Here is a 26,014-nt window from a genome sequence, read left to right as displayed (position 1 = left end):
TCTTCCGCGGCCATGGATGGCCGCCACCCTGATGCTTCATTCCCCTTCGGGCCCGACGATGCGACGTATCGGGCCCGTTTTTTTGGGTGACGTTGGCACCCGGTACGAATGCCCTTTCCACCGGCGTCGGCGTTCGCCACAATCGGGAACGCCGTGCCTTGCACAACCCGGAGTCATCGATGCGCCGTACCCTCCTGCTCGTCCTGGTTGTCGGCCTCAGCGCCTGTGCCCAGCAGCCACCCAAACGCGATGCGGGCCCCATCGACGACACACCGCTTTCCCTCATCCCGCAGCCTGCGCACATGCAGCGGCTGCCGGGGCGCTACAAGCTCGACCCGAAGGCGTCCATCACCGTGACGCCGGGCGATACCGCGGCCCGGCATGTGGCCGCCCAGTTGCAGGGGTGGGTCCGCCAGGCGCGTGGCATCACGCTCGCCATCGTCGAAGGCAAACCGCGCGGCGGCGGCATCGTGCTGGCCACCAGCGCGGCGATCAAGGGCCGCGAAGCCTACACGCTGGATGTGGACGGCAACGGTGTGCGCATCGCCGCCAACGACGAGACCGGGCTTTACTACGGCGCGGTGACCTATACGCAACTGCTGACCGACCCCGCCGCCCAGGCCGGCGTGCCGGGCCTGCATATCGTCGACGCGCCGCGCTTCGAATGGCGCGGCCTGATGCTCGACTCCAGCCGACACTTCCAGTCGGTGAGCGAGATCGAGCACCTGCTCGACCAGATGGCGATGCACAAGCTCAACACGTTCCACTGGCACCTCACCGACGACCAGGGCTGGCGGCTGCAGATCACCAAATACCCGAAGCTGACCGAGGTGGGTGCCTGCCGCAAACCCGTGGGTCCCGACATCGCGCTGACCGGGAGTGCCGATACACCGTACTGCGGTTTCTACACGCAGGACGAAGCGAAGCAGATCGTCGCCTATGCGGCCGAGCGACACATCACCGTCGTACCGGAAATCGAGATGCCAGGCCATGCGCAGGCCGCTGTCGCTGCGTATCCGAAGCTGGGCAACGGCAGGAAGCTGACCGTGTCGTCCGACTGGGGCGTCAACACCGCGCTGTTCAACACCGACGACGCCACCTTCGTGGTTCTGCAGGACGTGCTGGACGAGGTGATGGCGATCTTCCCCTCCACCTATATTCATGTCGGTGGCGACGAGGCGGCCAAGGACGAGTGGGAACACTCGAAATCCGTGCAGGCGCGGATGAAGACGCTGGGCATCACCGACGAAGAAAAAATGCAGGGCTGGTTCGTCGCGCGTATCGGCGACTATCTGGAAGCGCACGGCCGTCGCCTGATCGGCTGGGACGAAATCCTCGACGGCAAGGTGCCGGCCAGCGCCACCGTCATGTCATGGCGCGGTACCGCCGGTGCGATCAAGGCCGCCAATGCCGGGCACGACGTGGTCATGGCACCGTCGCCCACGCTGTACCTGGATCGCCTGCAATCCACGCTGCCCGACGAACCGGCAGGCCGCCCTTCGGGACAGACGCTGAAAACCATCTACGACTTCGACCCCGTTCCCGCTGGCATCGCGCCGGACAAGGCGCAGCACGTGCTCGGCGAGCAGGTCACCGTGTTCACCGAATACCTGCCGGACTGGTACAGCACGCAGCATGCGATTTTTCCGCGCATGGCGGCGGTGGCCGAGCGCACCTGGTCGCCCAGGGCGGACTGGAGCAACTTCATCGCGCGCCTGCCCGCACAGATGGCGCGCTACCGCGCGGCGGGCATCGTGCCGGCCGACGGCGTGTTCGCCGTGGCGATCGCCAGCGAAGCCACGGCCGACGGCAAGGCACGCGTCACCCTGTCCAACCAGAGCGGCTATGGCACGATCCGCTACACCACCGACGGCACCGCACCCACCTCGCAGTCCACCGCGTACACCGCGCCGTTCGATGTGGCGTTGCCGACGACCGTGCGCGCCAATACGTTCCAGAACGGCTTCGGCCTGGCCGGCCCACGCGATCGCAGCATCGATGCGGCGTCGCTCCTGCATCGCACCAGCGATGGACTCGACACGTGCACCGACAAGCTGGCGCTGCGGCTATCCGCGGTCAACGCGGTGGATGGTGTGCGCCCGGTCCACAAGGTGGACATCATGGACACCTGCTGGATGTGGAAGGGCGTGAACCTCGATGGCCGCTACGGCATCGACATCACGGTCGACCGCCTGCCCTACAACTACGCCCTGTGGAAGGACGCGGCCGGCATCGTGTCGCGCAAGGCACGCTCGGCGGCTGGCGAGATCGAGGTACACCAGGACACCTGCACCGGCCCGAAACTCGCCACGCTGCCACTGGCCAAGGCGAAGGACGGCCGCGCCACGCTGCAAGGCACGCTACCCAAGCGCGAAGGCACGCACGACCTCTGCTTCGTCATCACCGGCAAGCCCGGCCCGAAGCTATGGGTGATCGGGGATGTACAACTGCGTTAAGAAGCAAACAGCCATGTAGGAGCGCACGATGTGCGCGATAGCCGTGCCGCACCGTCGAGCGATGAAGCGCGCCGTCGAACGATGACGTTGAACGGTGGGGTCGCCCGATGGGTGGGCGCGTCGCCGCGTTGTTGGTTTTTCGCGCACATCGTGCGCTCCTACCTACGGCGGCAGGTGGGTGGTGGGGGATCACGCGAACGCGGCGGGGAATGTCGCATGGCGTTGCAGGGCCTTGCGGGCGTCGCGTTCGTCGTCGCCTTCCAGCGGCGTGAGTGCGACGAACTTGCCGGCCATCATGGCGGCCAGCGGCACGCCGTCGCGGATGGCGATGCGGTTGCCGATCACCGCGGGCACCTTGGCGCCGGCGATGATGGCGCCGACCAGGTTGGCCGGGTCCGTGCCGGCGATGCAGACGATATCGCCGTCGTGATCGCGATGGCGGATCTGGCGCAGTGCCGGCAGGGCCTCGGGCAGGGCGAACTGCTCGCCGACCAGGCCGTCGACGAAGCGGCCCCCGCGGATCTCGCCACGGGCTTCCAGGCGGTGGTACACGCGCCGCAACTCGCGCCACGACGGCAGCCAACTGGCCTCGCGCTCAAGGATCTTCCAGCTGACCACGCCGTAACGCCGAAGCAGCGTGCGGGCGATGTGCTCCAGGCCATCGGCGTCGTTGCGCTCGTCGCGCGGGCGCCGCGCCAGCGACCAGCGGCCCGCGTCCTCGATGCCACTGAGCATGTGTCGGCGGCTGCGTCGCTGGCGGCTGCCGTTACGCTTGGCGGCGGGCAGCAACAGCGCGCGCAGGCCGGCGAAGCTGTCGGCGGTGACGCGTCCGGCCGCCACCAGTTCGCCCAGCGCGTCTTCCAGCTCCGTGCGTAGCAGGCGGGTGGTCGTGGCGATCTCGTCGAAGAACAGGGCGCCGTCGTCGCGCAGTGCGTCGGCGACGGCCTGCGCACGCGACGACAGCGCGGTTTCGCTTTCGGTAAACGGCACGGCGGCGGACCAGATCGGCAACTGCCGCCGCGGCAGCAGCACGATGGGCGTGGCGCGTACCGGCCCGCCGCTGCCCGTACCCAGGCGCAGCCGGCTCCACACCACGCGTCCGGCGCGGCACAGGTCGTCCAGCCAGCCGATGCCGTAGTCGCCCACGCGTGCGGGCAGCAGTTCCGCTTCCCACGAACCCGCGGCCGCCTCGAAACCCTCCAGCTGTGCGATGACGCCAGCCAGCGCATCGGGGCCGGCCACCTGCGTGGCGCGGGTCAGGTGCTGCCAGTCGAGCAGGAAGCGCAGGTAGTCGCGTGGCGCCACGGGCTCGATCTCGCGCCGCAGCCGACCGATCGTGTAGCGGTGGATACGGGCCAGCAGGTGGCGCTCGCACCATTCCGTCCCGGTGACACCGGGCGAGAACGGCCCGCGCATGACATAGCCCTCGGTTTCGAGTGAGGTCAGCGCCCGTTCCACGTCGCTCACGGCGACACCGAGCGACGTGGCCAGCCCGGTGGCCGGCACCGGGCCGAGCCCACCCAGGCGTCCACGCACCAGGTCGATCAGCGCCGCGTCGGCCGTCCAGGCCTGGGCGGCGTAGTCCGCCGGCGCCACGATGGCGGGGGCCAGCGAGACCTGTGGATGCACCGCCTGCCACGCGGGCAAACGCTCCGCGGCGATCCACAGCGTCGTGCCGCCGATCGTCATCGCGGTGGCGCGGGCATCCTTCGCCAGGGCGGTCAACAGCTTTTTCCAGCCCGGCTCGCGCGCGGCTTCGTCGGCCGTGACCGCGCCGAGCTGCACCAGCGCCTCGTGCATTTCGTCCGCGCTGCGTGCTTCCGGCCAGGCTTCCTCGCACACCGACGCGATGGCCTCGGCATCCAGCCGGCCCAGGTCGTCCGCCGTTTCCGCTGTGTTCCAGCGGCGCGACTGCACGGCCTGGGTGCGCCGTTCTTCCAGCGGCGCATCGTCGAGGAACGCGTACGGCGCCGCACTGAGCACTTCCGCCGCGAGTGGCGATGGGGTGGCCAGGTCACGCGCGACCATGGCGATGGTGCCCGCTTCCAGGCCCCGCAGGATGGTGAGCAGCCCTTCGCTGTCCATTGCCTCGTGCAGGCAGTCTTCCAGCGTCTGTTTGACCAGCGGGTGGTCGGGCACCTCGCGCTCGCCGACGAGGTTCTCCGCGCAGGCCACCTGGTCCGGGAACACGGTGGCCAGCAGATCCTCGCTCTTCATGCGCTGCAACTGCGGCGCGACCTTGCGGCCGCCGGTGAACCGCGGCAGCGCCAGCGCCGTCGTCGCGTTCCAGCGCCAGCGCACGCCGAACAGCGGCGCATCCAGCAAGGCCTGGATCAGCACGTGCTCCGCGGAGTGGGAGTGCAGGTAGCGGGCCACTTCGTCCAGCGGAAAACTGTGGCTGGTGGACAGCGACAGCACGATCGCATCTTCCGTCGCCGCGGCCTGCAATTCGAAGTTGAACTTCCGGCAGAACCGCTTGCGCAATGCCAGGCCCCAGGCGCGGTTGATGCGGCTGCCGTAGGGCGTGTGGATGATCAGCTGGGTGCCGCCGGATTCGTCGAAGAACCGTTCCATCACCAGCGTCTCGCGCGTGGGCAGCGCGCCCAGTGCCGCGCGTGCACGGAACAGGTAGTCGACGATCTGCTCGGCCGCGGCTCGCGACAGGCCCAGGTCGTCCATCAGCCAACGCAGCGCGCCGTCACGGCCGCCCTCGTCGAACTTCGTCGAGATGTCCGTGCGCAGCCGCGACACGCCGATCGAGAGTTCGTCCGTGCGCCCGGGCGCCTCGCCCAGCCAGAAAGGGATGTTCGGCGGCTGGCCCTGCGCATCCTCCACGCGCAGGCGGCCCGTCTCCACGCGCATGATGCGATAGGAGCGGTTGCCCAGCTGGAACACGTCGCCGGCCAGGCTCTCGACCGCGAAGTCCTCGTTGACGGTGCCGACCACGGTGGACTGCGGCTCCAGCACGACGTTGTAATCGCCCGTCTCGGGAATCGTGCCGCCAGAGGTCACGGCGGTGAGTCGCGCGCCGCGCCGTTCGCGCAGGCGCTTGTTCACCGCATCGCGATGGATATACGAGCCACGCGGCCCGACCCGCGTGGTGAAACCGTCGGCCAGCATGCGCACGGTGTCGTCGAACGTCGCGCGTGGCAGATCGCGGAACGGATACGCCCGGCGGAACAGGTCGAACAACGCGTCCTCGTCCCATTCCTGGCACGACACCTCGGCGACGATCTGCTGCGCCAGTACGTCCAGCGGTTGGTGCGGCATGATCAGCGCGTCCAGTTCGCCGCGGCGCACGCAGTCCAGCAGCGCAGTGCATTCCACCAGATCGTCGCGCGAGGTCGGGAACAGACGCGCCTTCGGTGTGCCACCCACGGCATGGCCGGCCCGCCCGGCCCGTTGCAGGAAGGCGGCGATGGAGCGTGGCGAGGCGATCTGGCAGACCAGGTCGATGTCGCCGATGTCGATGCCCAGCTCCAGCGACGCGGTGGCCACCAGTGCGCGCAGCTGGCCCGCCTTCAGGCGTTGCTCGGCATCCAGGCGTTGCTCGCGCGACAGGCTGCCGTGGTGCGCCGTCACCGCGTCGCGACCCAGCCGCTCCGACAGGTGGCGCGACAGCCGCTCGGCCATGCGCCGTGTGTTGACGAAGATCAGCGTGGTGCGATGTTGCTCGATCAGGTTGGCCAGCCGGTTGTAGACCAGCTCCCACATGTCGTTGGACATGACGGCCTCGAGCGGCACGGGCGGCACTTCCAGTGCCAGGTCGCGCCGACGTGCGTGGCCGATGTCGACGATGGCGCAGTCGTCCGTGGCGCCGCCGGTAAGGAAGGCGGCCACCTTCTCGATCGGTTTCTGCGTGGCCGACAGGCCGATGCGCGTGATGCGTCGCTGGGCCAGCGCTTCCAGCCGCTCCAGCGACACCGCCATGTGGCTACCGCGCTTGCTCGCCGCCACGGCGTGGATCTCGTCGACGATCACCTCGCGCACATGGCTCAGCATGGCGCGGCCCGACGCCGAGCCGAGCAACACGTAAAGCGACTCGGGCGTGGTGACCAGGATATGCGGCGGTCGCCGTTTCATCCGCTCGCGTTCGGATGCCGGGGTGTCTCCCGTGCGCACGGCGGTGCGGATCTCCAGGTCGGGCAGGCCCTGCTGGCGCAGTTGCTCGCGGATGCCGGCCAACGGCGCCTCGAGGTTGATCCGGATGTCGTTGGACAAGGCCTTGAGCGGGGACACATAGACGATGACGGTGCGGTCGCTCAGCCCGCCGTCGCGCACCCCTTCACGCACCAGCATATCGATGGCGGAAAGGAAGGCGGTCAGGGTCTTGCCCGAGCCCGTGGGCGCGGCCACCAGCGTGTGCCGCCCGGAGCGGATCGCCGGCCACGCGGCCACCTGCGCCTCGGTGGGCGCCGGAAAGGTCTGTGCGAACCAGCCGGCGACGGCGGGATGGAACGCGGCGAGCGGCGTCGACTTTTGTGAATTCATTGAACCACTTAAGTGGGGTCGCGGGGCGGGACGGTCAAGGTTTCAGCATACCCCCGCCGGGTCTCGTGGGTTGCGATGAAACCGTTACTTGGCGATGGTGTAGGCCTGTCCCCCGGATCGAATGGAAGATCATGTCCGCTACCCTGCGCCGCTCCGCCCTCGCCTTTGCCGTCGCGGCGGGCCTCACCGCCTCCGTCGGCGCGGCCACGCCGCCCGCCCGCCCCTGGATGGATCGCTCGCTGTCGCCGGATCGCCGCGCGGAGCTGCTGGTGGCCGCGATGAACGACGATGAGAAGTTCCGTATTATCCGCTCGGACTTCGGCCTGGCCAGCGACAAGCACGGCGTGCCCGAGGGCGCGGTGGGTGGCGCGGGCTATGTGCCTGCCCTGCCCCGGCTCGGCCTGCCGGCCATCAACGAGACCGACGCCGGCCTTGGCGTCAACAAGCCCGGTATCGACGGCAAGGGTGCCATCTCGCTGCCGGCGGGCCTGGCCGCCGCGGCCAGTTTCGATACCACGGTCGCCCATGCCGGCGGCCGGATGATCGGCGGCGAGGCGCGCGGCAAGGGTTACGGCGTGCTGCTGTCCGGTGGCGTCAACCTGGTGCGCGACCCCCGCAACGGTCGCAACTTCGAATACGCCGGTGAAGACCCGGTGCTGGCAGGCACGATCGTGGGCGCGACGGTGAAGGGCATCCAGGAGGCGAAGATCGTCGCCACGGTGAAGCATTTCGCCATGAACGACCTGGAGACCGGCCGCAACACGCACAGCGCCGAGATCGACCCGGTCGCCATGCGCGAGTCCGACCTGCTGGCCTTCCAGATCGCCATCGGCCACGGCAACCCCGGCTCCGTCATGTCCTCCTACAACCGCATCAACGGCACCTACGCCGGTGAGGACGACTGGCTGCTCAACCAGGTGCTGAAGCAGGAATGGGGCTTCAAGGGCTTCGTCATGTCCGACTGGGGTGGCGTGCATAGCGCCGGCAAGGCGGCACTGGCCGGCATGGACCAGGAGTCGGCGGGCGAGGTGTTCGACAAGGAGTTGTACTTCGACCAGCCGCTGCGCAAGGCCATCGCCTCGGGCGAGGTACCCAAGGCGCGCCTGGACGACATGGCGAAGCGGATCATGCGCAGCCTGTTCGCCCACGGCGTCATCGACGATCCCATTCCGACCAAGGTCGTGACCCCGGTGCCCTACGTCGCCGACCGCCGTATCGCACGTGACACCCTGGAGGCCGGTGCTGTGCTGCTGCGAAACGAAGGCGGCCTGCTGCCGCTGTCGCGCAAGGGCCAGTCGGTGGTGGTCATCGGTGCGCATGCCGACAAGGGCGTGCTCGCCGGTGGCGGTTCCTCCACCGTCACGGACGAAGGCGGCGACCCGGTGCCGGGTCTCGAGCCGACCGGTTGGCCGGGCCCCGTGCGCTACCACGCGTCGGCACCGCTCACCTTCATGAAGCAGCTGGGTGAGAAGGTCAGCTTCGATGCCGGCACGGACCCCGCTGCCGCCGCCAAGGCCGCCGCGGCTGCCGACGTGGCGGTGGTCTTCGTGTCCAAATGGGCCGCCGAATCCTACGACGCACCGGACATGTCGCTGGCGCCCGCGGACGATGCGCTCGTCGCCGCCGTCGCCAAGGCCAACCCGCACACGGTGGTGGTGCTGGAAACCAACGGCGCGGTGAAGATGCCCTGGCTTAACCAGGTCGGCGGCGTCTTGCAGGCATGGTTCCCCGGCTCCGGCGGCGGCGATGCCATCGCGCGTCTGCTCTACGGCGAAGTTTCGCCATCGGGCCGCCTGCCGGTCACGTGGCCCAAGGACGAGTCGCAGCTACCGCGTCCGACGATCCAGGCCGCCGGCCTGGGCAACAAGGACGCACCCGCCGACACCATCGACTACAACATCGAAGGCGCCGATGTCGGCTACCGCTGGTTCGAGAAGACCCACCGCGAGCCGCTGTTCGCCTTCGGCTATGGCCTGACCTACTCGCACTTCGACTACAGCGACTTCGCCGTGGACAAGGACGCCAAGGGCCAGCCGGTGGCGCACGTCACGGTAAAGAACACCGGCAAGGTCGCCGCGGCCGACGTGCCCCAGATCTACGTGACCGCCCCCGGCGCACCGACGAAGCGCCTCGCGGGCTGGAGCAAGGTGGCCCTGAAGCCCGGTGCCAGCCGCCGTGTCGACATCCCGCTGGAGCCGCTGGCACTGGCGCGTTACGACGCGAACGGCAAGCGCTGGCGCGTGGCCCCCGGCAATTACACCGTGCGCCTGGGTCGCTCCGCCACGGACATCGCCGGCGAGAAGACGGTGACGGTGGCGGAGAGCTTCCCGGTGATGAAAGCGCCGAACTGAGCCTCTCGGCGGGGTCTGCAGGCAAACCCTGCAGCCCTCCGGCTGGTGTAGGAGCCCACGATGTGGGCGATCCCGCCAAGCCACACGCCTCGTCACTGCCACCTCCACACGACAACGACGCCCCACGGGCACAATGCCCGCATGAACCTACGCCCTGCCCTCACCGCCGCTTTACTCCTCGCCATCGCAGCGCCAGCTTTTGCCGATGCCCCCGACTTCGACCGCCCCGGTGCCGGCTTCGCCACCAGCGTGCTGCCCGCCGGCACACTGGCCCTGGAACAAGGGCTGCCGTCATACCAGCGGCAACGCCAGGACGGCTACCTCGATCGCACCTATACGGCCGACAGCGTCATCCGCATCGGTCTGGGTGGACCGGCGGAGTTGCAGGTGGCCGGCTCGGCCTGGAACCGGCTGGAAGAGCGCGGCATGGGCTCACGCCGGCACGCGGTGGGCCATGGTGACACCAGCGTCGGCCTGAAGATCGCGCCCGGTGGAGCCAACGATGGCGGTAACTTCAGCTGGGCGGCGCTGGGTAATGTCACGTTCGCGAATGGCGACAAGGACTTCGGCAATGGCGCCCGGGAAGTCAGCCTGGGTGCCACCGGCCAGTGGCAGGTCGACGAGACCCATCAGAACACCCTGTACGCCAACGTGGACCGTCTGAAGGGTCGCAATAGCTGGACACTGGCACCCACCTTCGGGCGCAAGTTCGGTGAGAACTGGATGGCCTACCTGGAGGCGGATGCCATCCATGACGCCGAAGACGGCAACGAAGTGCAGGCGGGCGGTGGCGTGGCGTACACCATTGGTGACCATGCGCAGCTGGATGCCTATGCGTTGCACCGGATCGGTAGCCGTGGGCCTTCGGTGGTCGCGGGTCTGGGCGTGTCGGTGTACTTTGGCGGAAAGCGTTAACGTACACAGTCAAGCAGGAGTGCTGGCGGAACATCGCGAGATGAGAAACGCTCGCGCGTGCACGGAGGGCGAGTTCTTCGACTTTCGCTATGGAGCAGAAATGGAAAGTATCAGCTTGAGCGTAGATCACGGCATCCTCTTCGTTGTCGATCCAACGAACAGGGAAGCGATAGTCCCTGAATACGTAGAGGGTGAATTGGTTGCCGCGACGGATTCCTGTCTGTCGATCGCGGTCGACCCCTACGTCGATGGCGAGGTCGAGGTTTCATTGACGACAGAAGACGTGGTCACTACCGGGCTTCATCTGGCTGCGACCCATACCCTGGCCGTGCCGGGTGGAGTCGTAGCGATCGGTACTGCAGAAGTGGATCGCGCCCTCGAATATCGGCTGTCGCCCGGCAGCGTGGTCATTTCGGTTTGGGCGGATTCATTCGTGAGCGCCTCGCGGGTGGTCGTTGCCATAGCTGTGACGGGGCACTAGGAAGGCTCGACCCCTTCGGCAGCGGATCTGGATTGCATGAGTGATGCGTTGGTTGTGGCCATTTGTACTATTCGTCGTCTTGTTTTTTGATATGCGTCAAGCATGCCTGGATCGAAGTCCAGCTCTTGACACGGTTGTTAGTGCGAGGTTTGTCATGGCCTTCGAGCGTTACCTTCATGAGTGGATCGATAAAGGTCCTTCCGAAAACGGCATTCCGGTGGAGTTGCTGAAAGCAGCGCCCGTTGGCCTGCCGGAAGACTATCTTTGCTTCATGGCGAAACGAAACGGCGGTGATGGATTCGTGGGGAAGAGTTACCTGGTGCTATGGCCGCTCGAGGAACTTGTTCCGTTCAACCGTGAGTATGAAGTTGCCACCTACGTACCCGGCCTTTTTCTCATTGGTTCCAATGGCGCGGGTGAAGGCTTTGGCTATGACCTTCGTCCGTCGTCTAAGCGGTCGTTGGTCATTGTTCCTTTCGTCGGGATGGACTGGAAGGAGGCGCTGCCGGTGGGTTCCAGTATGGCGGAGTTCCTCCGTGTGCTTTACAAGGGCAGGTTGTTTGAGTGAACCTTTCTTGAGGGCCAGCCTCGCCGTCTGTGCTCGCTGAACACGACGATCTGTAAGCTTTGTTCAAACGCTGTTTTTATAGCAACGAGAAGTAAAGGATGAGAGTGCGAATCAGCCAGAGGCAATACGAGCTTCTGAAGACGTCGGAAGAAACGATGACGTTACTTCCCTCATTCCTTGTCGCCGGCCCCGACCTCGTGTTGGAGGGAACAGGCTACGCCTTGTCCGAGTTTCGCGACGCATGCGAAGATGTTTTGATACGGCTTGGTCTGGACGAGAGCTATTATCCCAACAGCGATGGGGTCTTACTGGAAGACTTGATCGACAAGATGTTCGAAGGTTAGTCGAGCCATTCAGTCCATCGCAGCAGACTTATGGGTGGCCGCATACCGTCGGACATCCAAGGTGCCCGTACATCGATCATGAAGAATGTTCTACTGATCCTGCTGTGGCTTCCGATGATCGTGCTGGGTCACGTTCTGTCGGCACTGATCTTCAGGCAAGGGTCCCTGGTGAGCTATGTTTTCTTTATTGCGTGGCCAATTGCGAATTTCTGGGCGGCTTACAAGCTGTGTCGGAAGGGGCACGACATCCTGGTCATACGATTAGTCTCCTTCTTCATGGTGGAGCTTGCGGCGCTAGTCGTCTTGCTCACCTATGCCGCATGAGGAGATCCGGTTTTGCTGGTTCGCTTGCGGTTCCGTTGAAGCGAGGACGTGTCAGTGATGAAATCCCAGCTCGTGCTCCGGTGGTGTGAACCGAACCTTCCGGACTTCGATCAGCTTATCGCCATCGAAGAGTCACTGATCGCTGTCATCGGTCAATATGGCGAGATTGACGGTCACGATGTTGGAGCGGCGGAGTGCGATATCTTTATCGAGACCCACGAACCGATGAATTGCTTCGACGCACTCCGGTTGGCATACGGTAGGGAGTCCTGGTTCGCTACGCTAACAGCGGGATATCGCCGCCTGGATGAGCGGGCTTACAAGCCTGTCTGGCCTGCCGGTATGGTCAGCTTCAAGTTGTCGTAGTCCATACGTACCCTCAATGTCTTTGCCGCATTCCATCGAGTCGCTATGTCAAAAAACCTTGGTGTAAAAGAGCGCGGCCGTTTTCCATTTAACTCACCTCCATGAGTCTTCCTTGTTCACTGCACTGTTGTGGTATCGGTCATGAGTGCGCCTGACTACGGGGTATACGGATTTTTTCTTGGAAGCGCACCTGGCATCGCTTACGGCTTATGGAACCTCTCTCGCGTTCAGCGGGTTGTGAGGGAAGCACAAAGGATCGCTCGCGATCACGGCGAGTGGTTGGATATCGATTCTTCCCCGTCGATTCGCTTCGACTACATATTCAGGCCTAAGCACTTCAGTCGCCCGGAAGACGGTGTTGGCGTTCGTCTGGCAAAGTCACGGCTGCTTTCGATTAGGCGCCAGGCGATGCGTCGCCATGTGGCCAGCGCGCTTTTCGCGGCCATCGGAGCCCTTTTGGGTGTCATGGCGGCTGTCGGCGTAGCATCCGGCCCATGAGGTAGATTATCTCCGGTCGCTCTCGCGATTCGTCAGATGCGCTGCGATGATACCCATCGACCATCGACCATCGACCATCGACCATCGACCATCGAGGGAGCGGTCTGGCTTCAGGTCACGAAGGATGTTTAAGGCAATGCAAATCCAAAGATTTCCATGGAAGGCCAGCCTGGCATTGGCAATCTCGTTCGTCGTTCACTACCTCGTCTACGCCTACCGATTCATGTGGTACTTGAGCTATCCGGATTTCGTCATGCTCATAGAGATCTACCTTGCCTTTATGGCGATTGTCGTCGCCGAATTCATCTTTGCTCCGACGTGGTGGCTCATGGGGTCTACAGCCTTTGCTTTAATGTTCATGCCAGCCGTCGCCCGTATCAACTACATACTTCCCGTCGGAATACTCTTTGGTGTAGTTGCGCTTGTATCGGCATGTCCATTCGTTGCAGTAGCTCTTTTGAGGACGCGTAAACACACCGAAATTGTGTAGTCCTCCCCTGACAGACGTAAGCCAACCCCTCCTGAGAAAATAGCCCATGGCCCACCGGGCGGCCCCTGTCAGGAAGCGAACCGTGCATACGATGGATGAGATCGACTCAGGGGTCCTTACCCTCTTCGACGGTGGCCAGCCCGCTTGCCATGTCCTCCCGAGCAACCTCGTCGGCTGGACCAAGCAAGGCAATGCCCTGACCGTCATGCTGCGGGTGACCGGAGCGACGCGCGATATTGTCGAAGCGGTGCAAGTCTCCGTGGCCCCGGCCAACGCCGAGGCGCCTGCCGTGCTGGCGTCGTGGATTCCGCCGGGCTCGCCCGACCAGCTTCGGCAGGCGCATGCCGAAGCGACCGTCGTCGCCCCAGGGGCGCGCCAGGCCTGACCGGCATCGCGGACCCACGGCCTAGCCCGGTCGGTTCGCCCGCCGCATCGCGCGAATGACCAGCGCCGTGCCCGCCAATCCGATCACCAGACCCACGCCACCGCCCCAGAGCGAGCCGGGACGATCGTCGATCAGGTAGCCCAGCCCGAAGCCGAGCAGTGCGAAGAGGGGAATCGGTAGGCAGCCCATCGGGCGATGCTACAAAAAAACATGGCCCTCGCGCTCACGCGGAGGGCCATGACGACCGTCCCTGGGTCGGGTGGTCAGACCACCAGGACGCGGCCCGGCGAAGCCGGCGCAGCGTCACCGCCGATGAAGGGGGGGATCGATCCTGATTCTAGGGACAGACGGCATCCTGCCGTCGGATCGGTCATCGGCGATACGTTGGCCCGCCGGTATAAGCCGGTGGGCGTAACGCTATCTTCCTTGGCTGGTCCGATGACGGATATAGGAGGATTCTTAAAGTTGACTGCTATTTTCCCTACAAGAGCGCCAGCTTACGCTTACGTAGAGGCGCGCTTGCCGCGATCCTGGACGCCGGGCACGACGACTCTGCTGCCCTCCGGACGATCCTTGTGCTTGCTGCCCGCAGGCCTCGCCTGGGGCGAAGAAGGCGGCAGACCGCGACTGGCCAGGCTGCGCAGATGGGCGCTGTCGGACGAACCGTAATCGCGTTTTCCCGGTGTGCGTTGCATAAAACCTTCTCCAGTCGGACTCCCCGCCTTGAAGGCAAGTTGCACCGAAAAGACGAAAGTTTGAGTGGCGCGCCGGTGAAGTTTCCGTGACAGCCGAAAACGTGCCAAGCGCCTTGAAAAAGTTAAGGCGACGTGGGGGTCTTCGGCGGCATGCGTTGCAGAAGCTCGGTAGCCAGCGCTTCGTAGTTCTCGTCGAAGTGGTGCGAGCCCGGCTTCTTGTACACCGTGACGAACGACGGCAGCTTCGGATCGGTGCAGCCGCTGTCGTCCGCGTCCTCGGTGCCGTAGTAGCAGGCCATCGGCGGCCGGCCGGCCAGCGCCAGGATGGGCGGGATGGCGTCGGTGTGCACCACGGGATTCAGCCACTGGAGGAAATTATGGGTGTGGGTGGTCCACCAGCCCTGCTGCATGTAGCCCTCGAGTTCGATCTCGAAATTCACGTCGCGGCTGGCCGACAACAGCACCAGCTGGGCCAGCTTCGCCCGGTTGTCGGGGCGCAGCCGGCCCACGATGGTGGGCAACACGTCCGCACCGAACGAATAGCCGATCAGCAGCACGCGCTGCTTGTTCCACTGTTTGGTATAGCGATCCAGCAGGCCGTCCAGGTCGTGGGCGGATTCCTCCGGCGATCGGTAACGCCAGAAATACTTGAAGGTGCTGACCCCGGCTACGGGCAGGCCGCGACCTGTGAAGACCGCGCCCAGGCGCTGGTCCAGGTCCCACCAGCCGCCGTCACCGGAATAGATGACCACCAGCAGGTCTTCCTGTCCGGCCGGCGCGGCGGCCAGTGCCGGCAGCTCCACGGTGGATTTTTCCATCGATGCGTGGGTCCAGGGGTGCCAGGCCAGCAGGGCCAGCACGACGGCACCGGCCACGCACGACAGTACGACACGCAGCACGTTCCTCTTCTTTGGCGTGCTCACCGGCGCACCACGCCGCCCAGGCCGCCGGAGATGAGGCTGGCCACGTTGGCCAGCGCCAGGGGCAGCGCGATGCCGCCGGGTACCGCGATATAGCGCGGCTCCCACTCGGGATCGAACTTCTCCTTGTAGCGATGCAGGCCACGGAAGTTGTAGAAGCGCTCGCCGCGACCGAACACCATGGCGCCGAAGCGGCTCCACAGGGGCGCGGTACGGCGGTTCTGCAGACCCGACAGGGGGGCCATGCCCAGGTTGAACCAGCGGTAGCCCTGGGCCTTGGACCAGGACATCAGCTCGATAAACAGGAAATCCATGATGCCGGAGGGGCCCTCGGGAAGGTGGCGCATGAGGTCGACGGACGCTTCTTCCATCGACTCGGTAAGAAACATGTTGGCGAAGGCTACCGGCTGGTCGCCCTGCCACACCACCGCCATCGGCGTGCGGGATAGATAGCGTTCATCGAACAGGCCCAGCGAGAAGCGCTTCTCGCGTACCTTCTTGTCGCCCATCCAGGCATCGGAGATGACCTTCAGGCGGGGCAGCAGCGCGGGCACGTCCTCCACGGGTACGATCTCCATGCGCAGGCCGTCACGTTGCAGCTTGTTGACCGTGCCGCGCAGCGTCTTCTTCGACTTGCCGTCCAGGTTGAAGGTCTCCAGGCGCACGCGGGCTTCCTCGCCGATCTTCAGCAGGCTCATGCCCACGTCGAGGTAGAGGTCCAGGTCGGCCGGGCGCACCTGGTAGAACAGCGGCCAGCCACCGGCGCGCTCGCATTCCTCACGGAAGCTCCAGACCAGTTCGCGGCGGGCGTCTTCATCGGTGCCCACCGGATCGCCCATGGCCACCCAGCTGCGTCCTTCCACGTCGTACATGATGAAAGCGCGGTCGTCCGGCGCAAAGCGCAGCATCTTGTCGCCGACCAGCGCCAGGTGGGCCTGGGCGGAGTCGAAAGACTTGACCAGGGGCAGCACGCGGGCCAGTTCGGCGTCGCCGGGGCGGGTGCGACGGGCACGGGCCGGGCGGATCAGGTTGGCCAGGCCGAACAGCAGCAGCGCGGCGGTAGCGCCGACCAGCGCACGCAGCGCGCGAGGCGCACCGCCGTGGTGGAAGCTGAACTCCCACCAGAGGTTGTTGCTGTATTCGACGTGCTTGAAGCTGAAGAACACCAGCCAGGTGGAGCAGGCCAGCACCGCGCCGATGGCCAGCACCCAGCCCGGCGAGAAGCTGGCGCGGAACAGCGAGGCCCGGCGGTAGAAGTGCCGGTGGGCGGGCGCCAGGGCCAGGGCCAGCAGCGACAGCAGGGTGGCTTCCTCGTAGTCGATGCCCTTGAGCATGGACAACACGGCGCCCAGCACCAGCAGCACCAGCGTCAGCACGTAGGCGGCGTCCAGCCGTCGTTGCAGGCCGCGGGCCAGGATCAGCAGCATCATGCCGACCACGCTGGAGAGGAAATGCGATACCTCCACCAGCGGCAGCGGAACGAACCCCCGCAGGATCTCCATGCGGCCCGGAATGGCCAGCGTGGCGCCGGAGAACAGCAGCACCGCGCCGGCGACCAGGGTCAGGCCGGCGAAGAACGGCGGCAGCAGTCCGCTGAACCAGGGCGCGATCATGGCCGCGTGGCGCAGTGCGCGGATCTCGCGCCAGATCACCAGCACGGTGGCCACGCCCAGCGGCAGCAGGTAATAGACCGCGCGGAATGCCGCCAGCGAGCCGAGGATGGGGGCTTCCAGCCCGTGGTTGCCGGTGGCGCCGAAGCCGGCAAGCATCACCGCCTCGAACACGCCCAGGCCGCCGGGCACGTGGCTGATCAGGCCCGCCATCTGGGCGAGCACGAAGATGGCCAGGAAGTGGCCGAAGCCACCGGAGATCGCCTCCGGCATCAGCACGTAGAGCACGCCCGAGGCGAGGCCCCAGTCCAGCGCACCGATCAGGATCTGCCGGGCGGCCATGGCGGGCGTGGGCGTGGCGATCTCCCAGCGCCACAGGCGGATGGGCCGGCGCACGGTAAGCGACACCACGAACCACGCCAGCGGCACCAGCGACAGCACGATCGCCAGAGGAATCCGCAGGCCCGACAGGGGTACCTCGGGCGGAATCGGCACCGCCAACAGGGTGACGCCCGTGATCGCCGCCAGGCCCAGCCAGAAGCTGAGGGTGGTGTAGAGCACCACGCGGGCGATTTCGCCGGGGGTCAACCCGGCCTGCACGTAGAAGCGGTAACGGATGGATCCGGAGACCAGCAGCGACATGCCCAGCGCATTGGAGAACGCATAGCTGATGAAGGAGATCAGGCCGACCCGCGGGGCCGGCAGCCGCTTGCCCACGCTGGCCAGGCCGAACCAGTCGTAGAGCGTCATCACGGCGAAGCCGGCGCCGGTCAGCAGGATGGCAAGGGCGATATCGCTGTTGGGCAGCGCATGCACGTAGCCGCCGATCTGGCGATAGGTCACCTCGCTGGCCATGGCCTTGAGCGCCCACAGCGCCAGGCATAGCAGCACGACAGACAGCAGGGGACCGCCCGCGCGACGGAACAGGGTGACGTAGAGCGCCGGCTTGCCGGCTAGCGGCTGGTCGTTCATCGGGAGCTCCGCCCTTGTTTCTTCTCCCACAGTGCCGTGGCTCCCACAGATATGAATCGTAAGGCCGGGTAGGGTGCCACAAGGCACGTTCGCGCGGCAGATCGGCTTTTCCTACGGGGCCACGATAGCCGACATCGGGGGCCAAAGCTCGATCTAAGCTTCGGGAAAGCCTCACGTAAGCCCACCTGCTTACCCTCGTGGCCGAACCCGGGCGTATCGACGACCGGCATTTTCCTGCGAGGCGTCATGACTCCTGTTTCGTCGGCCCCCGGTGCGCTCCGCCAGCGCTTCCGGCCGTTGGTCTGGTTCGGCATCCTGTTCGTCGGCGTGGCGTTCCTCGTCCGTCTCATCCTGCTGATCAAGACGGGACACGAGATACCGCCCAGCCCGGGCAAGTGGCTCTACCTCTTCCTGGTCGGCTTCGGCTACGACGTGGTGGAGTACGTCTATTTCGCGTGGCCGATGCTGCTGGTGCTCTGGCTGCTGCCCCGGCGTGCCTATGTGTCCCGTTGGGGCCACCGCATCTTCCTCGGTTTCTGTTTCATTCTCTCTTTCGTCGTGCTTTATCTCGGCGCGGCGGAGCTGGTGTTCTGGGGCGAGTTCAGCGCGCGCTTCAACTTCATCGCCGTGGATTACCTTGTCTACACCCACGAGGTGGTCGGCAACATTCGCGAGTCGTACCCGATCGTCACCTGGTCGCTGCTGCTGCTGGCGGCGACCATCGCCGTGGTGTTCTTCAGCCGGCGCATGCTCGCCGCGCGTGACGACGGCTCGCGTTTCGGTGCCCGCAGCCTCGTGGTGGCGGTGTGGCTGGTGCTCACCGTGGTGGTCAGCTTCGCCGTCGACGGCACCATGAAGGATCGCTCGGACAACAACTACGTGAACGAGCTGGCCGGCAACGGCCCTTACCAGTTCGTGGCGGCGTTCCGCGAAAACGAGCTGGATTATGCGAAGTACTACCCGACCCTGCCGGACACGGCCATGTTCGCCAACCTGCGCAAGCAGCTGACGACGCCGGACGCCACGTTCGCCAGCGACGATCCGATGGACATCACGCGGCACATCGCCGGCGACGGTACGGAGCAGAAGCTCAACGTGGTGCTGATCAGCGTCGAAAGCCTGTCGGGCGATTACGTCGAGGGCCTGGATGTCAGCAAGCACAAGCACCTGACCCCCAACCTCGATGCCCTGGCGTCGAAAAGCCTGTTCTTCAGCCAGTTGTATGCCAACGGCACGCGCACGGTGCGCGGGCTGGAAGCGCTGGCGCTCTCGGTGCCGCCGACGCCCGGCGAATCCATCGTGAAGCGCCCGGGTGACGAAAACCTCTGGTCGCTGGCCGACGTGTTCAACGGCAAGGGCTATACCTCCGAGTTCCTCTACGGCGGTTATGGCTACTTCGACAACATGAACCATTTCTTCGCCAGTAACGGCTACACGGCGGTGGACCGCAACGCGATCGACAGCAAGGACATCCATACCGAGAACGTCTGGGGCGTGGCCGACGAGGACCTGTTCACGCTGGTGATCAAGCGCATGGACGCCTCTTACGCGAAGGGCAAGCCGTACTTCGGGCACGTGATGACCACGTCCAACCATCGCCCGTTCACCTTCCCCGAAGGACGCGTGGCGTTGCCGCAGGGCCGTCGCACGGCGGCGGTGGCCTACACTGACTGGGCGCTGGGCGATTTCCTGAAACGCGCGGCAACCAAACCGTGGTTCAAGGACACCGTGTTCGTCATCACTGCGGACCATTGTGCCACCAGCGCCGGCAAGACCAGCCTGCCGGTGGATCGTTACCATATCCCGCTGTACATCTACTCGCCCGCGCATATCGCGCCGGGACGCGTGGATCGCCTGATGAGCCAGATCGACATCGCGCCGACCGTGCTGGGCCTGCTGCACTTCAGCTACACCTCGCGCTTCTACGGCTACGACCTGTTCAAGCTGGAGCCCGGACGCGAGCGCGCCTTCATCAGTACCTACCAGGAACTGGGCTACCTGCGCGGCGACACGCTGACCTCGTTGGTGCCGCGCCAGCCGGTGAAGCAGATGCTGCCGCAACGCGATACGGGCGACGCCACCCCCGTCACGTCCGTCAACCAGGCCGATGCGGATGCCGCGATCACCTATTACCAGTCGGCGGCCCACCTGTTCACCAAGGGCCTGATGAAGCACGGCGCGCCGCACCAGACAGCGGCCACGCCGTAGGCTTTACTAGCGACCCGCGGCGGCGCGTGCCCGTACCTCGGCGAACGACCATTCGCGCCGCAGGTCGCCGTTTTCCCAGACGGTGACCATCGCATCCTCCCAGCCCTCGTCGAGGTGCGCGGCGGGCAACGACAGCGCATCGTCGGGCAGCGGCACCGTGCGATACGTGCCGTGTGTCCGGTGCCGCGCCAGGGTCATCCGTCCGCGCTTGGACAGCTTGCCCTGGTCGGTCACCGGGTCTTTCCAGACGTCGCGCCACACGCCGTCGATGCGAGCCGCCGAACACTTCAGCGCGAACTTCTGCGTGTCGCGCGTCAGCTTCTGCAACAACGCGCCGCCCATGCCGAAGGTGAGGTTATCGGCGGCGTACCCCGCGGCGGTCAACCGTTCCAGGATCGCGCGGATGCTTTCCGGGTTCACGCCGTCGCCCTGGATCACGCGCACGTGGTTCAGCACGCGGAAGCCCTTCGCGTTTACCGTGCTGCCGAACGCTTCGTCCAGCAGGGTGACGCAGCGATGCACCACGTCCACCGGGTCGCCCGAATCGGGTCGCACCACCACGGTGGCGCCGGAGGTGATGACCTCGTCGCGCAGTGTCTTGCCCCAGTGCTCGCGGATCGCGTGGTAGATGTCGTAGCTGTCCGAGACCACCGCCACCAGCGAACCGGGCCGGGCGAACCGGGCCAGCATGTTCCGGTAGGCATCCACTTCGTGTTCGCGCCCCCAGCTTGTGATCGTGCTGTGCTCGGCGGCGGGGATGGAATAACCGGCCATGGTCTCGCCGTAGAACGCACGTGCGGCCAGCACGCCGGCCACGGTATCGGTGCCCATGAAGTTGACCAGGTGCGCCATGCCGCCCAGGCCGGCGGATTCCGCGCTGGAGACGCCGCGCGCACCGAAGTCGTGCAGCTTGAACGGAATCTGCCCGGCCGGATCGTCGGACGTGGCATCGAGGTAATGCAGGATGGTGCGTCGGGCCTGCCAGCTGATGGTGGCGACGGTGACCGGATACCACAGCCGCAGCAGCAGGGTTTCCAGGTACGACGGCAGCCAGAAGGCGTCCGGATCGGTCGATTCGATGGTCAGCAACGCCTGGTGCGTGGGCACCACGAAGCCCTCGGGTACCGCGCGCACGCGTACCGGCAGGCGTCCGCCGTGCACATCGACGATGCGGCGCCAGCCGGTCTCGTTGAAGGGCTCGCCGTGCGCGGCGAAGAAGTCGCGGGCTTCGTCCACATGCGCGTGCGTGACGAGGCGGCCCAGGCTGGCCTTGAGGATGGCCTGCAGGCCGAAGAACACGGTGCTCTCGTAGGTGCCCCCGCGCGATTCCATGTAGAAGAACGTGGCGTCCGTGCCCGGCGGGTATTGCAGCCAGTGGCTGGCCTTGTAGCTGTCGGTATCGAGAACGGGATTGTCGAGGTAGGGCGTGCCGTGGGTCGTCATGACCCACAGCATACCCTCGGCGCGGATCACTCCGCGGTGTCGACCAGCACCAGCTCAGCATCCCTCGTCGCCGTGATGCTCAGCCGCGTCTCGTTGCGGATGGCCGCGCCGTCGCCCTTGTCCAACGCCTGCCCGTTGACCTGCACCGAACCGAAGGCCGGCACCATGTACGCATAGCGTCCTTCGCCCAGGGCGTACTCGATGGTCTCCCCCGCCTTGATGCTGGCGCCGAGCACGCGGGCATCGGTGCGGATCGGCAAGGCGTCGCCGTCGCCCGGCATGCCGCTGGCCAGCGTGACGAACTGACCCGAGCGCTCGCCCTTCGGGAACGGGCGGGTGCCCCAGGACGGCGCCTTGCGCTCGCCGTCGGGAATGATCCAGATCTGAAAGATGCGCGTGGTCTCGCTCTCCGCGTTGTATTCCGCGTGGCGGATGCCGGTGCCGGCGCTCATCACCTGCACGTCGCCCGCTTCGGTGCGGCCCTTGTTGCCCAGGCTGTCCTCATGGGTGATGGCGCCTTCGCGCACATAGGTGATGATCTCCATGTCCGAGTGCGGATGCGCCGGAAAACCGGTGCCCGCGGCGATGGTGTCGTCGTTCCAGACGCGCAGCGCACCCCAGCCCATGCGTGCCTCGTCGCGATAGGACGCGAACGAGAAATGGTGCTTCGCATCGAGCCAGCCGTGGTTCGCGCCACCGAGCGTGGCAAAGCGGCGAATGTCGATCATGTCGTGCTCCCCCGGCAATACCGGACTGGATGAGTGGATGGGTGCATTTTCCTCCTCCGCGCGGGCAGCGACGCATTGCTGGCCGGAACGGACTGTTTCCGTGGCGAGCCCGTGGGTTGCAATCCGGGCGTCCGCCGCCCATCTGGAATCATCGGCGGTTCGTCCGCCCCCCATTCTCGAGGTATGCGCGGATGATTCCGTTTTCGGTACTGGACCTTTCCCCCGTGGCGCGTGGCGCCACGCCGGGCGACTCGCTGCGCCACTCGCGCGACCTGGCCCGGCACGCGGAGTCGCTGGGCTTCCACCGCTACTGGCTGGCCGAGCACCACAACATGACCGGTATCGCCAGCGCGGCCACGGCCGTGGTGATCGGCTACATCGCCGAGGGCACGCACAGCATCCGCGTGGGCTCGGGTGGCATCATGCTGCCCAACCACTCCCCGCTGGTGATCGCCGAGCAGTTCGGCACGCTTGCTTCGCTGTACCCGGGGCGGATCGACCTGGGCCTGGGCCGCGCACCCGGCACCGACCAGGGCACGGCACGCGCGCTGCGCCGCTCGATGGGCCCCAGCGACGACCGCTTCCCGGACGATGTCCAGGAACTACAGATGTACCTCGGCCCGCAGCGGCCCGGGCAGACCGTGCGCGCCGTGCCCGGCATGGATACCAACGTGCCGCTGTGGCTGCTGGGCTCCAGCCTGTTCAGTGCCCAGCTGGCGGCGCACCTGGGGCTGCCTTTCGCTTTCGCCTCGCACTTCGCGCCGGACATGATGATGAAGGCGCTGGAGGTGTACCGGCACATGTTCCGGCCGTCCGAGGTGCTGGAGAAACCCTATGCCGCGCTTGGCATCAACGTGGTCGCCGCGGATACGGACGCGGAGGCCCGCCGCCTGTTCACCTCGCAGCAGCAGGCGTTCTGGAACCTGCGCCGCGGCGCGCCGGGGCAGCTGCCGCCGCCGGTGAACTCGATGGACGGCGTGTGGACGCCGATGGAGCAGGCCCAGGTGGACCATGCGCTGTCCTGTGCCGTGGTCGGCTCGCCGGACACCGTGCGTGACGGGCTGGCCGCGTTCATCGCGCGCACGGGCGCGGACGAACTGATCATCACCGCGCAGGTCTTCGATCACGAGGCGCGCAAGCGTTCCTACACCCTCGTGGCCGAACAACGCGCCGCCCTGGCCGAACGCGCCGCGGCCTGAGCGCGTGCGCATCGTGCTCGACACCAATGTGTGCCTGGATGCGTTCGTCTTCGCCGACCCGCGCGTCGCGGCGCTGGTCGGGGCCATGGTGTCGGGCACGCTGGAGGCCGTGACGCGTCCGGATTGCCGTGACGAGTGGCTGAAGGTGCTCGACTACCCTGCGTTGAAGCTGGACCCGCCGCGCCGGGCGGCCGCGGTGGCCGCCTTCGATCGCCTGGTCACGCTGTTGCCGCATGAGGCCACGGCCACGCGATTGCCGCGCTGCCGCGACCCGGACGACCAGAAGTTCGTGGAACTGGCGTCGACCGCGGGCGCGGGCATCCTGTTCTCGCGCGATGCGGAAGTGCTGAGACTGGCACGACGTACCGCGCTCGACAGCGGGTTCCGGATCCTGCGTCCGCAGGACTGGATGCCGGAACCCGGGCCCGGCCCTAGTCCTGCGGAACCAGCGCGATGAGGTTGCGCAGGCTGTAGTAGTGGTCGTGCCGTGGCCAGTCCACGGAGGCGATGGCCTTGTGGCCCGCCGCCCACGGCTCGTTATCCAGCAGCACCTCGATCTTGCTGCTGCCGTCGCCCACGTTGCCGTAGAACACGCGGATCCAGTGCACGTCGCCGGTCAGCGGGGCCGTGGCGATCGCGGCTTCCAGTGCGGAAAAGCCTTCCTCGGGAATCTCTACCGGTGCGTCTTTCTCGCCGCGCACCGTGAAATCGCCCACGTAGAGGGTGAAGCGCTGGGTGCCGGCCGACACCTCGCGCACGTGCAGCTTGTCCTTGTCCACGGTGTGCCAGCAGGCCGCCATCACCACGTAGAAATCGTTGCGCGCGAAGCTTTCCAGCGCGTCGCGACAGCCGGCCTTGCCGCCGCCGCTGCCACCGAAGCTTTCCTCGATGGTGCGCTCCTCGTCGAGGACGATATCGATGTCCAGGCGGCCCATGCCGCCGTCCTTGCCCTCGTGCCAGATGCCTCGCAGCGCCGGGTAATCGTCGCCTTCGGTAAGCAGCCAGTCTTCATCAGGCTCGAGCGGAATCCCGTGTTCGGCAAAAAGGTCGATCAGGTGGTTCTGGATAAGACGGTCCATGGGTCGTCCGGTGGGGGAATGGGAGGATTATGCGTCTTCGACGCGCTTGCCGAGTGCGACAGCCGCGGTGGGATTGCGTTCCTTCGCGGCGGAGATGAAATACACGAACACGTCGCGCGTGGGGCCCGGCGCCAGTGCATCGCCCACATGCGGCAGGTCGGACGGGTCTTCACCAGCCTGCCAGGCGCCCGCGTGCGTGGCCCACGCCTTCAGCTTCCTGGACGGGTAGCCGTTCGCCTCCTTCGCCCGGCTGCGCATCAGGCGCGCGTACACGAAGGGCCCCGTGATGTCGGCGAACGACGGATGGTCGGGCGAGTCCGTGAACACGGTGGCGACACCGCGCTGGCGCGCCAGGGCCAGCCAGGCCGGGTCCATGAAGCTGTCGTGGCGCACTTCCACGGCATGGCGCAGGGCCAGGCCGCCGTGGCGGTCGGGCAGCAGGTCGAGGAATGCAGCCATGTCGTCGGGATCGAAACGGCGTGTGGGCAGGAACTGCCACAGCACGGGGCCCAGTCGATCGCCCAGGCCTACCGCGCCGTCGAGGAACCGGCCGATGCGCTCGCCCGTGCCCGCCAGCGCGCGGCTCTGCACGATGTGCCGCGGCGCCTTCACCGAGAAGACGAATCCTTCGGGGGTTTCCGCGGCCCAGCGCCGGTAGATGTCGATTCCCGGCGAGCGGTAGTAGGTACCGTTGATCTCGATCGTGGACACCTGCCGGCTGGCGTACTCCAGCTCGCGCTTTTGCACCAGGTCGTCGGGATAGAACAGCCCGCGCCAGGGCACGTAGGTCCAGCCGCCCATGCCTGTACGGACACGGCCGGTGACCCGCGGCGGCGCGGGGGAACGTCGGGTAGCCATGCTCGGCGCCTCCGGAAGGATCAGCTCAGCGCGGTGGGCTGTTCGAACGGCAGGTCGATGGCGCCGGTGGCGCGGATCTCGCGCTGCGATCGTTCCAGCGCGTCGCCCTCGCCATCCACCACCACGAGGATGCGGCCCGATTCGATCTCGCCTTCGAATTTCTGGCGCACCGGGTCCGGTGCGGAGGCACCCATCAATGCGCTGGTCCATGCGCCGACCAGGGCGCCCGCCGCACCCGCCGCCACCGCGCCGGCTATGGTCACTCCCAGCGGGGGGATCGCCATGGCGACCAGGCCGGCCAGGATGCCGGTGGCGCCACCTTCGGCCAGCCCACGCGCCGCGGCGGGGGCGAAGTCGGAGTGCTCGTCCTTGCGGTGCTCGGGAATGGCATCCAGCTCGATGTCGTGCCGTGCGATGAGCGACAGGTCCTCGTCCGGAATGCCGGCATCGCGGGCGGCACGCATGGCCGCGCGTGCCTGATCCAGACCGGACGTGCTGTAAACGTGGCGGGTCTTCATCGCATGTTCCTCGGGCACGTGGGCTGGTCATCCTTCCGTCCAGGGGGTCGACCCGGTGTGACGGGAGGGTCAATCGCCTGCTTCCCGCGCGCTCGCCGTGTTTGATTCGAGAATC

General features: G+C 66.2%; 23 protein-coding genes. 13 read left to right on the top strand and 10 right to left on the bottom strand.

The annotated features are described in order from the left end of the window. The first annotated feature begins 179 nt into the window (after nucleotides 1-179). A complete protein-coding gene (locus AB8808_RS20310) occupies nucleotides 180-2,456 on the top strand; it encodes a family 20 glycosylhydrolase (protein ID WP_369925455.1) in 2,277 nt (758 codons plus the stop codon). Between the two features lie 189 nt (nucleotides 2,457-2,645). On the opposite strand, the gene AB8808_RS20305 is transcribed toward AB8808_RS20310, so the two are convergent. Then, nucleotides 2,646-6,947: a DEAD/DEAH box helicase gene (locus tag AB8808_RS20305; protein WP_369925453.1), complete on the bottom strand. Its 4,302-nt coding sequence runs from the start codon at nucleotides 6,945-6,947 to the stop codon at nucleotides 2,646-2,648. A 131-nt stretch (nucleotides 6,948-7,078) separates the two neighbouring features. Here AB8808_RS20305 and AB8808_RS20300 point away from each other — a divergent pair, with 131 nt between their 5' ends. From AB8808_RS20300 to AB8808_RS20260, 9 genes are all read left to right on the top strand, one after another. Continuing rightward, on the top strand, nucleotides 7,079-9,298 hold the full coding sequence (locus AB8808_RS20300; protein ID WP_369925451.1) for a glycoside hydrolase family 3 C-terminal domain-containing protein: 2,220 nt from the start codon (nucleotides 7,079-7,081) through the stop codon (nucleotides 9,296-9,298). 141 nt (nucleotides 9,299-9,439) lie between these two features. Next, nucleotides 9,440-10,213: a transporter gene (locus AB8808_RS20295; RefSeq protein ID WP_369925449.1), complete on the top strand. Its 774-nt coding sequence runs from the start codon at nucleotides 9,440-9,442 to the stop codon at nucleotides 10,211-10,213. Nucleotides 10,214-10,313: 100 nt separating this feature from the next. After that, on the top strand, nucleotides 10,314-10,694 hold the full coding sequence (locus tag AB8808_RS20290; RefSeq protein WP_369925446.1) for a hypothetical protein: 381 nt from the start codon (nucleotides 10,314-10,316) through the stop codon (nucleotides 10,692-10,694). A gap of 154 nt (nucleotides 10,695-10,848) precedes the next feature. Further along, complete coding sequence (locus AB8808_RS20285) at nucleotides 10,849-11,262, top strand: SMI1/KNR4 family protein (protein WP_285403338.1); 414 nt, start codon at nucleotides 10,849-10,851, stop codon at nucleotides 11,260-11,262. Nucleotides 11,263-11,417: 155 nt separating this feature from the next. Beyond that, nucleotides 11,418-11,606, top strand: coding sequence for a hypothetical protein (locus tag AB8808_RS20280; RefSeq protein ID WP_185754237.1), 189 nt, complete (start codon nucleotides 11,418-11,420; stop codon nucleotides 11,604-11,606). A gap of 78 nt (nucleotides 11,607-11,684) precedes the next feature. Further along, complete coding sequence (locus AB8808_RS20275; RefSeq protein WP_369925443.1) at nucleotides 11,685-11,930, top strand: hypothetical protein; 246 nt, start codon at nucleotides 11,685-11,687, stop codon at nucleotides 11,928-11,930. Nucleotides 11,931-11,987: 57 nt separating this feature from the next. Beyond that, on the top strand, nucleotides 11,988-12,296 hold the full coding sequence (locus AB8808_RS20270) for a hypothetical protein (protein WP_285403335.1): 309 nt from the start codon (nucleotides 11,988-11,990) through the stop codon (nucleotides 12,294-12,296). Nucleotides 12,297-12,930: 634 nt separating this feature from the next. Continuing rightward, nucleotides 12,931-13,284, top strand: coding sequence for a hypothetical protein (locus tag AB8808_RS20265; protein WP_354516836.1), 354 nt, complete (start codon nucleotides 12,931-12,933; stop codon nucleotides 13,282-13,284). Between the two features lie 82 nt (nucleotides 13,285-13,366). Beyond that, entirely contained in the window at nucleotides 13,367-13,669 is a 303-nt protein-coding gene (locus AB8808_RS20260; RefSeq protein WP_369925441.1) for a hypothetical protein, read from the top strand. Between the two features lie 21 nt (nucleotides 13,670-13,690). Here AB8808_RS20260 and AB8808_RS20255 read toward each other — a convergent pair whose 3' ends face one another. The 4 genes from AB8808_RS20255 to mprF all read right to left on the bottom strand — a co-directional run bounded on the left by AB8808_RS20255 (nucleotide 13,691) and on the right by mprF (nucleotide 17,866). Further along, nucleotides 13,691-13,858 carry a hypothetical protein gene (locus AB8808_RS20255; protein WP_285403330.1) on the bottom strand — a complete coding sequence of 56 codons (168 nt, stop codon included), beginning with the start codon at nucleotides 13,856-13,858 and terminating at the stop codon, nucleotides 13,691-13,693. Nucleotides 13,859-14,172: 314 nt separating this feature from the next. Beyond that, entirely contained in the window at nucleotides 14,173-14,364 is a 192-nt protein-coding gene (locus tag AB8808_RS20250) for a hypothetical protein (RefSeq protein ID WP_036138912.1), read from the bottom strand. 122 nt (nucleotides 14,365-14,486) lie between these two features. Further along, nucleotides 14,487-15,263 (bottom strand): AcvB/VirJ family lysyl-phosphatidylglycerol hydrolase, encoded by a 777-nt coding sequence (locus AB8808_RS20245; protein ID WP_369925438.1) that lies wholly within the window; start codon nucleotides 15,261-15,263, stop codon nucleotides 14,487-14,489. A 20-nt stretch (nucleotides 15,264-15,283) separates the two neighbouring features. After that, nucleotides 15,284-17,866, bottom strand: a complete 2,583-nt coding sequence (mprF, locus tag AB8808_RS20240; protein WP_369925437.1) for a bifunctional lysylphosphatidylglycerol flippase/synthetase MprF — start codon at nucleotides 17,864-17,866, stop codon at nucleotides 15,284-15,286. Between the two features lie 246 nt (nucleotides 17,867-18,112). On the opposite strand from mprF, the gene AB8808_RS20235 reads away from it, so the two are divergent. Continuing rightward, nucleotides 18,113-20,074 (top strand): LTA synthase family protein, encoded by a 1,962-nt coding sequence (locus AB8808_RS20235; protein WP_369925435.1) that lies wholly within the window; start codon nucleotides 18,113-18,115, stop codon nucleotides 20,072-20,074. A gap of 6 nt (nucleotides 20,075-20,080) precedes the next feature. Here the strand turns inward: AB8808_RS20235 and AB8808_RS20230 are convergent, their stop codons facing one another. Both AB8808_RS20230 and AB8808_RS20225 read right to left on the bottom strand, forming a co-directional pair. Continuing rightward, nucleotides 20,081-21,517: a nicotinate phosphoribosyltransferase gene (locus AB8808_RS20230; protein ID WP_369925433.1), complete on the bottom strand. Its 1,437-nt coding sequence runs from the start codon at nucleotides 21,515-21,517 to the stop codon at nucleotides 20,081-20,083. A gap of 26 nt (nucleotides 21,518-21,543) precedes the next feature. Continuing rightward, the gene (locus AB8808_RS20225) at nucleotides 21,544-22,245 is read right to left on the bottom strand and encodes a pirin family protein (protein WP_369925430.1); all 702 of its coding nucleotides are present in this window, start codon (nucleotides 22,243-22,245) and stop codon (nucleotides 21,544-21,546) included. Between the two features lie 191 nt (nucleotides 22,246-22,436). Between AB8808_RS20225 and AB8808_RS20220 the strand changes: the two genes are divergently transcribed. Both AB8808_RS20220 and AB8808_RS20215 read left to right on the top strand, forming a co-directional pair. Next, the gene (locus tag AB8808_RS20220; RefSeq protein ID WP_369925428.1) at nucleotides 22,437-23,444 is read left to right on the top strand and encodes an LLM class flavin-dependent oxidoreductase; all 1,008 of its coding nucleotides are present in this window, start codon (nucleotides 22,437-22,439) and stop codon (nucleotides 23,442-23,444) included. A gap of 13 nt (nucleotides 23,445-23,457) precedes the next feature. After that, nucleotides 23,458-23,901, top strand: coding sequence for a PIN domain-containing protein (locus AB8808_RS20215; protein ID WP_369925426.1), 444 nt, complete (start codon nucleotides 23,458-23,460; stop codon nucleotides 23,899-23,901). Here the strand turns inward: AB8808_RS20215 and AB8808_RS20210 are convergent. The 3 genes from AB8808_RS20210 to AB8808_RS20200 are packed head-to-tail and all read right to left on the bottom strand — an operon-like array spanning nucleotide 23,876 to nucleotide 25,899. Further along, nucleotides 23,876-24,523, bottom strand: coding sequence for a DUF6348 family protein (locus AB8808_RS20210; RefSeq protein ID WP_369925424.1), 648 nt, complete (start codon nucleotides 24,521-24,523; stop codon nucleotides 23,876-23,878). The genes AB8808_RS20215 and AB8808_RS20210 overlap by 26 nt on opposite strands. A gap of 27 nt (nucleotides 24,524-24,550) precedes the next feature. Continuing rightward, complete coding sequence (locus tag AB8808_RS20205; protein WP_369925422.1) at nucleotides 24,551-25,381, bottom strand: DUF72 domain-containing protein; 831 nt, start codon at nucleotides 25,379-25,381, stop codon at nucleotides 24,551-24,553. A gap of 20 nt (nucleotides 25,382-25,401) precedes the next feature. Continuing rightward, nucleotides 25,402-25,899, bottom strand: a complete 498-nt coding sequence (locus AB8808_RS20200; protein ID WP_369925420.1) for a hypothetical protein — start codon at nucleotides 25,897-25,899, stop codon at nucleotides 25,402-25,404. Nucleotides 25,900-26,014 lie beyond the last annotated feature (115 nt).

The sequence above is a fragment of the Xanthomonas sp. NCPPB 2632 genome (genome assembly GCF_041228075.2).
Taxonomy (GTDB): Bacteria; Pseudomonadota; Gammaproteobacteria; order Xanthomonadales; family Rhodanobacteraceae; genus Luteibacter.
Note: the sequence above shows the minus strand (reverse complement) of the source record. Positions and strands in the feature narration are given on the sequence as shown.

Coding starts and splice junctions, on each gene's coding strand:
- AB8808_RS20310 (WP_369925455.1), top strand. CDS start 180: ATGCGCCGTACCCTCCTGCTCGTCCTGGTTGTCGGCCTCAGCGCCTGT.
- AB8808_RS20305 (WP_369925453.1), bottom strand. CDS start 6,947: ATGAATTCACAAAAGTCGACGCCGCTCGCCGCGTTCCATCCCGCCGTC.
- AB8808_RS20300 (WP_369925451.1), top strand. CDS start 7,079: ATGTCCGCTACCCTGCGCCGCTCCGCCCTCGCCTTTGCCGTCGCGGCG.
- AB8808_RS20295 (WP_369925449.1), top strand. CDS start 9,440: ATGAACCTACGCCCTGCCCTCACCGCCGCTTTACTCCTCGCCATCGCA.
- AB8808_RS20290 (WP_369925446.1), top strand. CDS start 10,314: ATGGAAAGTATCAGCTTGAGCGTAGATCACGGCATCCTCTTCGTTGTC.
- AB8808_RS20285 (WP_285403338.1), top strand. CDS start 10,849: ATGGCCTTCGAGCGTTACCTTCATGAGTGGATCGATAAAGGTCCTTCC.
- AB8808_RS20280 (WP_185754237.1), top strand. CDS start 11,418: ATGACGTTACTTCCCTCATTCCTTGTCGCCGGCCCCGACCTCGTGTTG.
- AB8808_RS20275 (WP_369925443.1), top strand. CDS start 11,685: ATGAAGAATGTTCTACTGATCCTGCTGTGGCTTCCGATGATCGTGCTG.
- AB8808_RS20270 (WP_285403335.1), top strand. CDS start 11,988: ATGAAATCCCAGCTCGTGCTCCGGTGGTGTGAACCGAACCTTCCGGAC.
- AB8808_RS20265 (WP_354516836.1), top strand. CDS start 12,931: ATGCAAATCCAAAGATTTCCATGGAAGGCCAGCCTGGCATTGGCAATC.
- AB8808_RS20255 (WP_285403330.1), bottom strand. CDS start 13,858: ATGGGCTGCCTACCGATTCCCCTCTTCGCACTGCTCGGCTTCGGGCTG.
- AB8808_RS20250 (WP_036138912.1), bottom strand. CDS start 14,364: ATGCAACGCACACCGGGAAAACGCGATTACGGTTCGTCCGACAGCGCC.
- mprF (WP_369925437.1), bottom strand. CDS start 17,866: ATGAACGACCAGCCGCTAGCCGGCAAGCCGGCGCTCTACGTCACCCTG.
- AB8808_RS20235 (WP_369925435.1), top strand. CDS start 18,113: ATGACTCCTGTTTCGTCGGCCCCCGGTGCGCTCCGCCAGCGCTTCCGG.
- AB8808_RS20230 (WP_369925433.1), bottom strand. CDS start 21,517: ATGACGACCCACGGCACGCCCTACCTCGACAATCCCGTTCTCGATACC.
- AB8808_RS20225 (WP_369925430.1), bottom strand. CDS start 22,245: ATGATCGACATTCGCCGCTTTGCCACGCTCGGTGGCGCGAACCACGGC.
- AB8808_RS20220 (WP_369925428.1), top strand. CDS start 22,437: ATGATTCCGTTTTCGGTACTGGACCTTTCCCCCGTGGCGCGTGGCGCC.
- AB8808_RS20210 (WP_369925424.1), bottom strand. CDS start 24,523: ATGGACCGTCTTATCCAGAACCACCTGATCGACCTTTTTGCCGAACAC.
- AB8808_RS20205 (WP_369925422.1), bottom strand. CDS start 25,381: ATGGCTACCCGACGTTCCCCCGCGCCGCCGCGGGTCACCGGCCGTGTC.
- AB8808_RS20200 (WP_369925420.1), bottom strand. CDS start 25,899: ATGAAGACCCGCCACGTTTACAGCACGTCCGGTCTGGATCAGGCACGC.